This window comes from Sorangium sp. So ce128 (assembly GCF_051525245.1).
Classification (GTDB): Bacteria; Myxococcota_A; Polyangia; order Polyangiales; family Polyangiaceae; genus Sorangium; species Sorangium cellulosum_B.
Window position 1 is genome coordinate 5,658,145 of record NZ_CP150313.1, and the last position, 12,807, is coordinate 5,670,951.

Here is a 12,807-nt window from a genome sequence, read left to right on the forward strand (position 1 = left end):
GCAGCGCCCCGCATCCGGTCACGACGGATGCTGCTCCTTCTGGACGGGCGGCGAGCGGGCAGCGGGCCCGCTCCCTCGCCGCCCCAGACGGCGGGGTGGCGCGCGCTGGGCGAGGGAGCGAGCCAGGCGAGCTCATGCGCTCGCGCCGAGCGCTGGCTCACGTCCTGGCGCCGAGCGCGGCGCACGTCCTCACGTCCAGCGCTTCCGCGGCGGAGCCCTGTGGCCGATAGGACAACAGGCCTGGGGAGGGCCGAGAGACCCGGAGTCCTCAGCGGGAGAACTGAAAGACCACCTCGCTCTGCCGCACGAGACCCAGGTTGTCGCGCGCGATCCTCTCCACGGCGGTCGGGTCGTCGCGCAGGCGCGCCACCTTGCCGCGGAGCGCCTCGATTTGCCGCCCGAGCTCGGCATTCTCCTCCTCGACGTCGGCGAGCTCTCTCTCGAGCTCCCGCAGGCGAGGCAGCCCCTGCGGCGAGAAGATCATGATCGGTGCGCCCACGACGGCGACGATGAGCACCGCGATGGGGAGGGTCCGCTCCAGGAACTGCGCTATTCGACGCACAGACATCCGCTCGCACGTCCTCCGCGCTCCTGTCAACTTTCCTCCAGGGTTCCTGCAACTCCGCGTTATCTTTTACCCGGCTACCCGGCCTCTCGGCGGGGCAGGCGCGGTGAGCACGACCCCGCGCGCCACGTCGATGTACGTCGATTGTGCCCACGTCGAGCGCCGCCGTCGCGCCGCGCGCCGCGGAATCGCCCTGCAAAACAGGCGTTCGTCGGATGTCGCATGGAGCCCCAAGCTTCGCTAGCATGCCCCACGTCCCCCGCCGTCCGGCAGGTCCGCTGCGCGCGCAACGCCGGCACGAGGGCTCGGCCCGAGGAGTCCCATGTCCATTGATATCGTCCGAGGCGAGCTCGAGCGCCTCTTTTCGCTCGATGAAATGATGGCCCTGTCGTCCGACCTCCTCGGCTTCAGCCCGGCCGAGATCGGGGGCAGCGCCTCCAAGGCCTCCTTCGCGCGCGCCCTCACGGATCATTGCGTGGAGCTCGACGCCATCGACGCGTTGATCGATGCCGTCATCGCCTCGCGCGCAGAGGTAGACGCGCGCGTCCGCGCCCTCGGCGCGCATGGGCTCGGCCTGGTCGAGGAGATCGGGCCCGGCGAGGCGTTCGGCGACTACATCATCACGAGAAAAATCGGCGAGGGGCCCCGGGGCCTGGTCTACGCGGCGACCCGGGGGACCGAGCCGCGGACGCTCAAGGTGCTCCGGCGCGAGGCGACCCGGGACAGCCGGGCGGTGCGCAGGTACCTCACCCACGTCCGCCTGGCCGCGCAGGTGCACCACGAGAACCTGGCGAGCGGCATCGACGCGGGGATCGTGGGCGGCCGGGCGTTCGTGGCGTACACGCACGTCGACGGGCTGCCGCTCTCGGCGCGCCTCGCGCGCTCGGGGCCGCTCCACATCAACGAGGCGAAGCCGCTGCTCCGCGGGATCCTCAGCGGCCTCGCCGCGCTCCACGAGCAGCGCCTGGTCCACGGCGCGCTCAAGCTCGAGAACGTCGTCGTGGCCCGCGGCGAGGACGGGGAGCCGCTCCCGATCCTCGTCGACGTCGGCGGCGATCGGCTCGGCGCCGGGTGGTCCAGCCTGGAGCTCGTCGAGGCGGCCAGCCCCGAGCAGCTGCGCGGCGAGGGCGTCGGCCCCGCGAGCGATCTCTACGCCTTCGGCGCGCTGCTCTTCGAGCTCCTCACGGGCAAGCCCGTGTTCTCGGGCGCCGCCGCGGTCGACATCGCCGTCGCCCACCTCATCGAGCCGCCGCCGCCGCCGAGCGCGGTCGCGCCGCGCGGCTGGGTGGGCAAGGACATCGACGAGCTCTCGGGGCGCCTGCTCGCGAAAGCGCAGGACGCCCGGCCGAGGGGGACGCGCGCGGTGCTCGACGCGATCGAGCCGCTCGGCAAGCCGCAGCAGCACGAGGCGACGATCGAGGGCGCGCAGCTGAACGACCTCATCGATCGGCTCGTCGCCAGCCCCACGGACACGGAGCTCGCGCTCGGCGTCGAGGCGGCCGTCGATCGGGGAGCGGACCCGGGGCGCGTGGCCGAGGCGCTCGTGATGGCCTCGGAGCAGATCGACGCGGGCTCGGCGCCCGGCCAGGGCGACGACCAGGCGGTCGCGGCGAAGAAGCTCCTGCACTTCCGGGCGGCCAGGATCTACGAGAAGGGGAGACTGCACGACAAGGCGGAGGCGGTCTACCTGCGCCTCCTCGAGCTCGCCCCGGGCGACGACATCGCCTTCACCGCGCTCGAGGAGCTCCGCAAGGCGCTGGGCAAGCACGAGGAGCTCGTGGAGATGCTCCTCCAGCGGAGCGAGCGCGCCGAGACCGCCGGCGAGCGCGCCCGGGCGCTCAACGAGATCGGGCACCTCTACGTGCGGGAGCTCGACGACAAGGACCAGGGGGTGTTCGCCTTCGCCCAGGCGCTCGCCCAGGATCCGGAGCAGGACGCGTACGCCGTCGATCTGGAGCGCGCGGCCGGCAGCGACATGAAGGTCTGGTCCGAGGCGCTCCAGATCCTGAGCCAGGCGAGCACCGACGAGGCGATGCCCGCCGAGGCGAAGCTCGCGCTCTTCAACCGGCTCGGGCCCTGGTATGCGGAGAAGGTCGCGCGGGCGGACCTCGGGATCCCGTGCTTCCAGTTCGTGCTCGGGCTCGACCCCGCGAACGAGGAGGCGCTGGAGGGGCTCTCGCAGGTCTACCGCCGCGCCCAGCAGTGGCAGGAGCTCGTCCAGGTGCTGCTCTCGCGGGCCGATCGCGCCGCGACCCCGGGGGAGGCGCGCGACCTCCGCGCCGCGGCGGCCGAGCTCCTCGAGACGAAGCTGAGCGACGCGGGCCGCGCGCGCGACCTCTACGAGCAGATCTTCACCGAGGACCCCGGGCACACGAGGACGTGCGAGGCGCTGCTCAGGATTTACCGGCGCGCCGAGGATCACGCGGGCTACGCCAGGATCCTCGAGCGGCGCGCGGAGGCGCTGCGGGGCGAGGAGCGCGTCGACACGATGTGCAAGCTCGCCGAGCTCTACGAGGACCGGCTCGGCGACCTGGGCGAGGCGACGCGCCGCTACGAGGCGGCGCTCGAGCTCGATCCGGCCAGCCTGACCGCCCTGCGCGGGCTCGATCGCATCCACAGCCGCGCCGGAAGCTACGCGGCGCTCCTCCAGAACCTGGCGCGACAGATCGACGTCAGCGCGACGCCGCGCCAGAAGATCAACCTCTACGAGCGGATCGCCGGCATCCACGACGAGGAGTTCCTCGATCACGCGAAGGCGGCCGAGGCCCTCGAGGCGATCCTCAGGATCGACAGCGCGCACGAGGGCTCGCTCGCCGCGCTCGGGCGGCACTACCGCGCCCTCGAGCGCTGGGAGGACGTGGTGTCGCTCTACGAGCGGCAGCTCGGCATCGTGTCCGACGACAAGCGCCGGGAGGAGCTGCTGCTCGCGATGGGGCGCGTGCTCCTCGATCAGGTCGGCTCGCCCGAGCGCGCCCGCAAGGCTTACGAGCGGGTGCTCGCGATCGATCCCCACCACGCCGGGGCCCTGGAGTCGCTCGCGCATGTGCGGGCCGCGACGGGCGACGCCGCGGCGGCGCTGAGCGCGATCGAGTCGCTCGCGGCGACGGCGAAGACCGCGGAGAGCAGGGCCGATCTCTGGATCCGCGCGGCGAAGCTGCTCGAGGAGAAGGGCGATCGGGACGGGGCGATCGAGCGCTACAAGATGGCCCTCGACGCGCAGCCGCAGAACGCGGGCGCGTCCTCGGCGCTTCGCGCGGCCTACCTCGCCCGGGGCGACGCGACGAGCGCCGTCGAGCTCATCGCGCGCGAGGCCGAGGTCGCGGAGGGCAACCTCGCCAAGGGCCGCCTGTACGGCGAGATGGCGCTGCTCCTCCGGGAGCGCCTCAAGGACGACGAGCGCGCCGCGGAGGCGGCGACGAGGGCGGTCGACCTCGATCCGACGGGCGTGCTCGGGCTCATGATCTCGGGCGATCTCGCGTTCGAGGCGGGCCGCTTCCTCGAGGCGGCGCGGCACTACGAGCTCCTGGCGAGCCGGGTCGACGTCCTGCCGAAGGAGCAGGGGCTCAAGCTCCTGCTTCGCTATGTCGACGCGCTCGGCAAGAGCGGCTCGAGCGGCAAGGCGATCGGCACGGTGAAGGCGCTGCTCGCGCTCGCGCCGGACGATCCGGCGGCGCTCTCGCGGGCCGCCAGGGTCAACCTCGACGCGGGCAGGGCGAAGGAGGCCGCGGAGCTCTACGGCCGCCTCGTGGACCGCTTCGGCGCCGGCCTGCCCGAGCGCGATCGGGCGGAGGCGCTCCTCGGGCTCGGCGAGGCGAGGCTCGCGGCCGGCGACCCGGACGGCGCGGTGGCCGCGCTGAACGGCGCCGCCGATCTCCTCCCGGAGTCCCCTGCCCCGCTCGCCCTGCTCTCCAGGGTCTTCGAGGCCAAGGGGGACTGGGGGGAGGTCGTGCGCGTCAAGCACCGGCGGCTCGACGTGGTGACCGGCGAGGAGCGGAGCGCGCTCCTTCTCGAGATCGGCGACCTGTTCGCGGCGCACCTCCACGACCGGGCGCGGGCGGCGAAGAGCTACGTGGCGGCGCTGGACGAGCGCCCGGACGACCGGAAGATCCTCACCAAGCTGATGCAGCTCTACAGCGAGGAGAAGGACTGGTCGAAGCTCGTCGACATCGTCCTCAAGCTCGCCGCCAAGATCGACGACAGCCGGCAGAAGGCGAAGTACCTGCACACGGCGGCGATCGTGAGCGCGAGGCAGCTCGGCGATCTCGACCGGGCCGCCACGTTCTACGACGAGGTGCTGGCGCTCGACCCGTCCCTCACCCGCGCGCTCGCGGAGGCGATCGACCTCCGCGGCGAGAAGGGTGACCACGAGGAGGTGGAGCGCCTGCTCAAGGTCGAGCTCGATCGGGCGACCGATGGGAACGACACGGCGAAGATGCTCGAGACGTTCGACCGGCTGGGCGCCCTCTACAAGGACAAGCTCGGCTGGATGAGCGAGGCGATCGACGCCTACGAGGCGGCGCAGACGCTCGATCCGGACAGCGAGGCGCGGAACGAGCTCCTGGCGAACCTCTACGCGAGCAACCCGGCGGAGTACCTGGACAAGGCGGTGGCCGCGCAGGCCCCGATCCTGCGGCGCAACCCGTACAAGCCGGACGCGTACCGGCTGCTCCGGAAGATGTACACCGAGGCGAAGCGCGCCGACGCGGCCTTCTGCCTGTGCCAGGTGCTCTGCTGCCTCAGCGCCGCCGAGCCGGACGAGGAGCGCTTCTTCCGGCGCCTGCGCCCCGACACGGCCGCGGCGGCGCAGCAGCCGCTCGACGACCACGCGTGGGCGACCGCGCTCGTCCACCCCGACGCGGATCCGCTCCTGACCGCGGTCTTCGGCGTCATCGAGCCGGCCGTGCTCAGGAAGAACGGGCGGCCGCTGGAGGAGCTCGGTTACCAGCTCGCCTACCAGCTCGATCTCTCGCGCCACCCCTACCCGATGTCGCAGACGCTCTACTACGCGGCGGGTGTCCTGGGCCTCGCGCCGCCGCTCACGTTCCAGGATCCGAACGACGGCGGCGGCGTCTCGTTCCTCCACGCGCACGTCCCGGCGATCGTGCTCGGCGCCGCGGCGCTCCAGATGGACCTGCCCACGCAGGCCGCCGCGTTCATCGCGGCCCGCCACCTCACCTACTACCGGCCGGGCATGTACCTCCGGCACCTGGTGCCGACGGGCACCGGCCTGCGCGCCTGGCTGTTCGCGGCGATCAAGCTGATCTCGCCCACGTTCCCGATCACGAAGGAGCTGGAGGGGCCGGTGATGGACGACCTGGCGGTCCTGGAGCCCATCCTCGTCGGGCCGGCGCGCGATCAGCTCGCGAGCGCCGTGACGAAGCTGCTCCAGGCCGGCGCCATCGACCTGAAGCGCTGGGTGTCCGGCGTCGACCTGACGGCCGACCGCGCGGGCTTCCTCCTCGCCAACGACCTCGAGCTGGCGCAGGAGATGATCAAGGCGACCGACGAGGCGAGCGCCGCCCTCCCCCACAAGGAGAGGCTCAAGGAGCTCACGCTCTACGCGGCCAGCGAGGAGTATTTCGCCATCCGGCAGCGGCTCGGCATCAACATCGACAGCTGAGGGCCGGCCCCTCGGTCGCGGAGCGCTCGCGCCCGGCCTCGAGCTACGCCTGCCAGGATCGCGGGCGCAATCTGGCAGGGCGGGTCAACTGGATCATCGACGATCCAGCTGCAGGATGTCGCTTCCTGCCCACTTCCGCACCGGACTGGTTGACGGATAAATCCCCAAATTGCTAGGCTGCTGGCCGGCATTAGGCCTTTTCGATCGTATGTTAGCTCGCCGCAGCGTGGCAGCGGGCAGCCTGAGCGATTGTGTGAAAGCACGCCCATGGCGGCAAAGAAGACCCGAAAAACTTCGAAAAAAGACCGGAAGAGAGCGACCAAGGCCAGCGCGGCAAGCTCGAGGCGAGCAGCCTCGACAGCGCGGACGCGGAAGGCAAAGCCTGCCGCCCGCTCAGCCGCGCGCAAGCCGAAGCGGAAGGCCGCGTCCTCTCGTCCTGCTGCGCGACGCACCGCTGCCGTAAAGGCGGCAAAGCGCCGGAAAACCACGACAAAACGGGCGACCGCCCGCAAGTCGGCGGCCCCGGCGCGGCGCAAGGCGGCGCGCGCACCGGCGCGGGCAACCCGTACGGGCGCGAGGAAGAAAGCGGCGGTGGGGAGGGCGAAGAAGGCCACCCGCGCGGCCGCGAAGCGAACGAGCGCTTCCAAGGCAAAGAAGGCCGCGGCCAGGACGAAGGCCAGGTCGACGCGCGCCGCCGCCAAGCTCAGGACCACCAAGGCCAGGGCGAAGGCCAGGGCGACGAAGGTCAAGGCGAGGGCGGCGAAGGCCAAGGCGACGCGGGCGAAGACGGCGAGGGCCAAGGCCACGAAGGCCAGGGTGACCCGCGCCAGGGCCGCAAAGCCGAGGGCCGCGAAGGCCAGGACCGCGAAGACCAGGGCGGTCGCCGGGCGGGCGCGGAAGGCGAAGGCCGCGAAGACGAAGGTCGCGCGGGTCAAGGCCACCAAGCCGAGGCTCGTGCGGGTCAAGGCCGCCAAGCCGAGGCTCGTCAGGAGAAAGATCGCGGCGCGCTCCGAGCGGGCGATCGCGGCGCCGGCGGCGGAGCCGACGAAGCTCCGCAAGAAGCTGAAGCTGAGGCTCGACGACCAGCCGAGGCCCAAGGAGAAGCTGAAGCTCAAGGAGAAGCTGAAGCTCAAGGACGTCAGGGAGCAGGCCGCGCCGGGCGAGGCCGAGCGACCGCGCCGGGCGAGCGACAGGCCGTCGCGCACGAGCGACAGGCCGTCACGCACGAGCGACAGGCCGTCACGCACGAGCGAGAAGCCGGTCGTCGACAAGAAGAGCGCGCGGCCGGGCGTTGCGAAGGGGAAGAGCGCGGGGGCGTCGATCGAGCGCCGTCCGGGTCGCGTCCCGCTCCGGGAGGCGCCGCGGGTGGTCACCCTGCCGCTGCCGATGCTGCCGCCGCCTCGGCGCGCCACCATCGAGGAGCGCAGCGCGATCATCGAGCAGCGGTTGAGCGCGCAGTCGGAGGACTTCCGGCGGCGCTACATCGACAGCCTCGATATGTCGTGGATTTACCACGACAGCGCGCTCGAAGGGGTGGTCTACACGTTCGACGAGCTGCGCGCGGCCCTCGCCGGCCCGGCGCCGCTCGTGACGGACTCCAGCCTTCAGCCGACGTACGATGACATCCGGCGGCACAAGGAGGCCATCGCGTACGTGCGCGAGCAGGGCGAGAACAAGCGGGCCCCGCTCACGCTCGACTGCATGAAGAAGCTGTACCTGATCCTCCATCCGGAGGAGGGGGATCTCAAGACGGTGAAATACCGCAAGGACATCCCCCAGCACCGGCTCTACTTCCACGAGTACGCTCCGCCGGACAAGATCGCCTACAAGGTGCGTCAGATCATCGACTGGCTGAACGACCCCGAGACGCGGAAGACGCGGAACGGCATCCGGATCGCTGCGCGCGCGCACTACGATCTGCTGCGGGTCTACCCGTTCCCGAACGACAGCGGCAAGGTCGCGAGGCTGTTCATGAACATGCTGCTGCTCCGCACGGGCCTGCCTCCGTCGATCATCCACTCGACCGAGCGGCAGCGCTACTACGAGGCGCTGAAGGGCTCGGCGACGACGGTGCTGCAGATGGTGCAAGAGTCGGTGGAAAACGCGCTCGCGAGCGTCGAGAAGCTCCTCGATGAGCATGAGACGCGGAAGCGCGCCTTCGTCAGCTGAAACGGCAGAGGGCGGTCGCGCGCGAGACCTCGTCCCGACTGGGCGAGGCGCGCGCCGACCGCCCGCGTCCGTCGCTGTCGATCCCGCAGACCAACATCGAGACGAGGGCGTCGCATCACCGGTGAAGCGGCCGGACAAGGCGGCTCGCAAGGGAGCTTCCATGGCGGCGAAGACGCGCGAGCCGAGTCCCAGGAAGGCGGCAGCGGCCGCCGACGCGGCTCGTCCGACGCCGGCACGCGCAGCGCCGAGCACGCCTCCGGCCACCTTCGCGCGGCTGCGCGCGTTGCACCCGGACGCCCACTGCGAGCTGGATCATCGATCCTCGTTCGAGCTCCTCGTCGCGACGGTGCTCAGCGCCCAGACGACGGACGTGCTGGTCAACAAGGTGACACCCCACCTGTTCGGCGCGTATCCCGACGCCCGCGCCCTCGCCAGCGCCGATGCCGCCGAGGTGGGCGCGCTCCTCAAGCGGCTCGGGATGGGCATGTTCAACCAGAAGGGGAAGAACATCGTGGGGCTCGCGCGAGGCCTCATCGAGCGGCACGGCGGCGAGGTGCCGAGGACGCTCGCCGAGCTCGTGAAGCTGCCTGGCGTCGGGCGCAAGACGGCGAATGTGGTGCTCGGCGTCGCCTTCGGAGCGCCGGAGGGCGTCGTGGTCGATACCCACGTGCAGCGCCTGTCGCAGCGGCTCGGGTGGACGACCAGCGACAAGCCAGAGCAGATCGAGCGCGACCTCGTCGCGCTCTTCCCGCGGCGCGACTGGGATATGCTGTCCCACACGCTGATCTTCCACGGCCGCCGGATCTGCTTCGCGAGGAAGCCAGCGTGCGGAGGTTGCGGGGTCAGCGACGCGTGCCCGAGCGCGTTCCGCGCAGAGAACGTGGGGCGCAAGCCGCCACGGCGCCGCGGCGCCGCGCCGTGAGCGCCAGCCGCGCTGCGCAAAGTGGGTGTCGAGCGCACCGGCGGGAGGTGGGAAGCAGGCGAACGCGGCTCATCGTCGCTCGATGCCCAGCGAGCTGTTTATCGCGCTGGAGCCGCGGACGCGGGATAACCTTGGGCCAATGAAGGCTTCGCACATGATCCTCACCCTTGCCTGCCTCTTCACCGCGGCGTGCAGCCCTCTGGAGGACGATCTCTGCGACTACAAGTGCGACTGCGAGGGGTGCAGCGACCGCGAGTACGGGGACTGCCTCGATCGCTACGATGACAGGTACGTAGACGCCGACCGCCGCGGCTGCGTCGACCAGTACGACGCTCTCCTGGAGTGCGAGGACGACACCGGGATGTGCAACCGCGACGATAAGTGGAGTACGTCCTGTAAATACGAGAAAGACGCGCTGGATCGCTGCATCGACTAGCGCTGCCTCGCGGTCGACCTGAGCCGGCCTCCTGGCCGCCGCTCAGGTCCCGCCGCCGGGCGCGACGGCGGCGCCAGCCGTGACGGCGCCTGCGCTGCGGAAGACCGCGACGAGCCGCTCCGACGCCGTGTAGGGGTCGACCTCGCGCCGCGCGACGGCATGCACCGCGGCCTCGAGCGCGGGACCGAGCGCAGCGACGGCGGCGTCGGTGAGCGCGTCGCGGAGCTGCACGTGCATCGCCTCGCGCAGGCGCTCCTCTCGGCGCGCAGCGCCGGCCTCGGTCCCGAACAGCCACGCCCGGTGCCCCTCCAGCTTGTCCACGAGCGCCGCCACGCCCTCGTTACGTGTGGCCACGGTCCGCGCGATCACGGGCTCCCACGGACCTTCGACGGGCTCGCCACCTGGAGAGGGCGCCCTCTGCGCGCGGGCGTGGAGCGCCGCGGCGCTGTGCCCGCGCGCCCGTCCGGACGCCGCAGCCACCTCGCCGCCGAGCGCGATCATGAGCTCCAGATCGCGCACCGCCACGTCGGCCCCGTCCCGGTCGGCCTTGTTCACGGCGAAGACGTCGGCGCACTCCAGGATGCCCGCCTTGATCGCCTGCACCTCGTCGCCCATCCCCGGCGCGGCGACGACCAGGGTGGTGTGCGCCATCCGGGTGATCTCGAGCTCGTCCTGCCCGACGCCGACGGTCTCGACCACCACGACGTCCGCGCCCCAGGCGTCGAGCACCCGCACGACGTCCACCACCGAGCGCGACAGCCCGCCGAGCGCGCCCCGGGTCGCCAGCGACCGGATGAACACGTCGGGATCGCCGAAATGGGCCTGCATGCGGATGCGGTCGCCGAGGATCGCGCCGCCGGTGAACGGGCTCGTGGGATCGACCGCCACCACGGCGACCCGGCGACCCTGCCCCCGGAACACGCTGATCAGCCGATCGGTGAGCGTGCTCTTGCCTGCCCCCGGGTTCCCCGTCACGCCGAGGACCCAGGCGCGGCCGGTATGGGGGAAGAGATCCTTCAGGATCGCGGCGTAGTCGCCGACGCGGTCGTCGACGAGCCGGCAGGCCCGCGCCGTCGCGCGCATGTCGCGGGCGAGGACCTTGTCTGCGAGCGGATGCACGCGAGCGGCTTAGGCCCGGCGATGCCGGAACACAACCGGCCCGCGGGCAACGCGGCGCCGGCCTGCCTACCCCGCCCCGCCGCCCGCCGTGCCGCCACCGCCGGCCGTGCCGTCGCCACCGGCCGTGCCATCGCCGCCGGCCGCGCCGCCGCCGGCCTCACCGCCGCCTGCTCCGCCCTCGCCACCTGCCGACGAGCCGGCGCCCCCGGCGCCGCCGGCGCCCCCGGCGGCGGTGTCGAAGATCGGCCTCGTGTCGCCGCACGCGACGACGAGCAGAGCCCAGAGCACAGCGCACGAGGTGAAAGCGAGAGCGCGATTCCACATGGGTACGTCCTTGCCACGAGACGCCGAGCGGCGCGCTCGCGAAATCCAGCGGCGTGCTCCTGTCATGGCGCCGCAGGCGGCTGCCGCTCGAAGCGCCGCCAGCGGCCATCGATGAGCCGCTCGTGCGGCAGGTACTGGGCCTTGTAGACCAGCCGCGAGCAGCGCTCGACGTAAAGGCCGAGGTACAGGTACCGGAGGCCCCAGGAACGGCACAGCTCGAGCTGCTTCAGGATCGAGAAGACACCGGGGCTCAGCGGCTCGAGCTCGGGCTCATAGAAGGAGTAGACCGCGGACAGCGAATCCTGCCCCCGATCCACGACGGCGACCCCGACGAGACGGCCGCCGACGCGATAGCGCATCTCGAACGTCTCGCAGCAGCTGTCCACGAGGAACGCCTCGTACCCCTCGGCGCCGAGCGGACCGTCATCGCGCATCAACCCCCGGCCGTGCTTGTGCCGGTTGTACAGGATGATCTTCTCTCGGGTGGTCACGGGCGGGCCGATCTCGACGTCCACCACCCGCTCGCCGCGGCGGAGCACCCGGCGTTGCGTGCGGCCGGGGACGAAGTCACGAACGACGATCCGGATCGGCTCGCACGCGCGGCAGGAGGGGCACTGGGTGCGGTAGAGCAGCTTGCCATGGCGGCGGTTGCCCCCGACGAGCCGCTGGTCGAACTCCGCACGCGTGAGCGGACGGATGGGCACGCGCAGCGGCATCCGCGCCTCGGCTTCAGGCAGGTACGGACAGGGGCTCACCTCGTCATGGACCGTGAGCTCGATCGGGTCCGCTCCCTCATCCAGCCGAGGGAGCTCGGCGTCCTGCCCCGCTACCGCATCTCGCTCGCTCGATGAGCCCATGTCGGTGTCGATCCGAGCGCTCGAGCCCCCCGTCGAGCTGCCGGCCGCTAGATCAAGGGGATGCCTGTTGCACGGCCACGTCAAGCAAAACCCAGAGCGCCCGGGCCCCCTGGTGAGCTCCGCCCGCTTGCGCCGCGCTGGCCATTATCTCACATTTACCCATGAAAACACACGTTCACCCCTCACATGCCACATGCTCCGGTTTGCCGGCGCTGGAGCTTGAGCGATTCACGCGTTGTGCGAAGAGATCGAGCGGCGCGCCCTTTTCGCTTGGCCCGGAGGCCAGTATGACCGCGCGCGCGACCGCGACAGGGACGTCCCCTCGACCATCGAGCGCCTGAATCGCGCGACCGCCTCAAGAAAGGCCGAACGCTTTGGATCTGACAGGAAAGCAGCGCCGCCACCTCCGCGCGCTGGGGCATCACCTCGACCCGGTCGTGCAGCTCGGCAAGGCCGGCCTGACCGACGGCGTCGTCGCGGCCGTCGACGTCGCCCTGGAGCGGCACGAGCTCGTGAAGGTACGCCTGGGCACCGAGTGCCCGGACGAGCTGGACGACGTCGCCGACACCCTCTCCGAGCGGCTCCGAGCCGCCGTCGCGCAGACGCTGGGGCGGACGATCCTGCTGTACCGGCGCCACCCCAAGGAGCCGAAGATCAAACTGCCCGCGGGCAGCTGATCGCGAACGCGCGCGCGGCCGCGCATCCCACCATGCGCGGCCTCGGGCGCCTCGAGCCGACGAGGCGCTGCCGAGGCCGCCTTCCCACGTTCCGCGGCGGCGAGGCCTCGGATCGCCG

At 71.6% G+C, this 12,807-nt stretch carries 10 protein-coding genes; 5 read left to right on the forward strand and 5 right to left on the reverse strand.

Translation table 11 applies throughout. The features are described from left to right. Positions 1-268: 268 nt before the first annotated feature. Positions 269-568, reverse strand: coding sequence for an FtsB family cell division protein (locus tag WME82_RS21580; protein WP_437300928.1), 300 nt, complete (start codon positions 566-568; stop codon positions 269-271). 319 nt (positions 569-887) lie between these two features. On the opposite strand from WME82_RS21580, the gene WME82_RS21585 reads away from it, so the two are divergent. Next, complete coding sequence (locus WME82_RS21585) at positions 888-6,185, forward strand: protein kinase domain-containing protein (protein ID WP_438044330.1); 5,298 nt, start codon at positions 888-890, stop codon at positions 6,183-6,185. Here the strand turns inward: WME82_RS21585 and WME82_RS21590 are convergent. Next, positions 6,122-7,150: a hypothetical protein gene (locus WME82_RS21590; protein ID WP_438044331.1), complete on the reverse strand. Its 1,029-nt coding sequence runs from the start codon at positions 7,148-7,150 to the stop codon at positions 6,122-6,124. The genes WME82_RS21585 and WME82_RS21590 overlap by 64 nt on opposite strands. Here WME82_RS21590 and WME82_RS21595 point away from each other — a divergent pair. The 3 genes from WME82_RS21595 to WME82_RS21605 all read left to right on the forward strand — a co-directional run bounded on the left by WME82_RS21595 (position 7,140) and on the right by WME82_RS21605 (position 9,712). Next, positions 7,140-8,354 (forward strand): Fic family protein, encoded by a 1,215-nt coding sequence (locus tag WME82_RS21595; protein WP_438044332.1) that lies wholly within the window; start codon positions 7,140-7,142, stop codon positions 8,352-8,354. The two genes, WME82_RS21590 and WME82_RS21595, sit on opposite strands and share 11 nt — an antisense overlap. Positions 8,355-8,514: 160 nt before the next feature. Then, complete coding sequence (gene nth / locus WME82_RS21600) at positions 8,515-9,276, forward strand: endonuclease III (protein ID WP_438044333.1); 762 nt, start codon at positions 8,515-8,517, stop codon at positions 9,274-9,276. Between the two features lie 154 nt (positions 9,277-9,430). Next, on the forward strand, positions 9,431-9,712 hold the full coding sequence (locus WME82_RS21605) for a hypothetical protein (protein WP_438044334.1): 282 nt from the start codon (positions 9,431-9,433) through the stop codon (positions 9,710-9,712). 42 nt (positions 9,713-9,754) lie between these two features. Here WME82_RS21605 and meaB read toward each other — a convergent pair whose 3' ends face one another. The 3 genes from meaB to WME82_RS21620 form a co-directional block, all read right to left on the reverse strand. Then, positions 9,755-10,831 carry a methylmalonyl Co-A mutase-associated GTPase MeaB gene (gene meaB / locus WME82_RS21610; protein WP_437873264.1) on the reverse strand — a complete coding sequence of 359 codons (1,077 nt, stop codon included), beginning with the start codon at positions 10,829-10,831 and terminating at the stop codon, positions 9,755-9,757. A 66-nt stretch (positions 10,832-10,897) separates the two neighbouring features. Then, positions 10,898-11,155, reverse strand: a complete 258-nt coding sequence (locus tag WME82_RS21615) for a hypothetical protein (protein WP_438044335.1) — start codon at positions 11,153-11,155, stop codon at positions 10,898-10,900. Between the two features lie 62 nt (positions 11,156-11,217). Further along, complete coding sequence (locus tag WME82_RS21620; RefSeq protein WP_438044336.1) at positions 11,218-12,012, reverse strand: arginyltransferase; 795 nt, start codon at positions 12,010-12,012, stop codon at positions 11,218-11,220. Positions 12,013-12,386: 374 nt separating this feature from the next. Here WME82_RS21620 and yhbY point away from each other — a divergent pair, with 374 nt between their 5' ends. Beyond that, a complete protein-coding gene (yhbY, locus tag WME82_RS21625; RefSeq protein WP_437747371.1) occupies positions 12,387-12,689 on the forward strand; it encodes a ribosome assembly RNA-binding protein YhbY in 303 nt (100 codons plus the stop codon). Positions 12,690-12,807 lie beyond the last annotated feature (118 nt).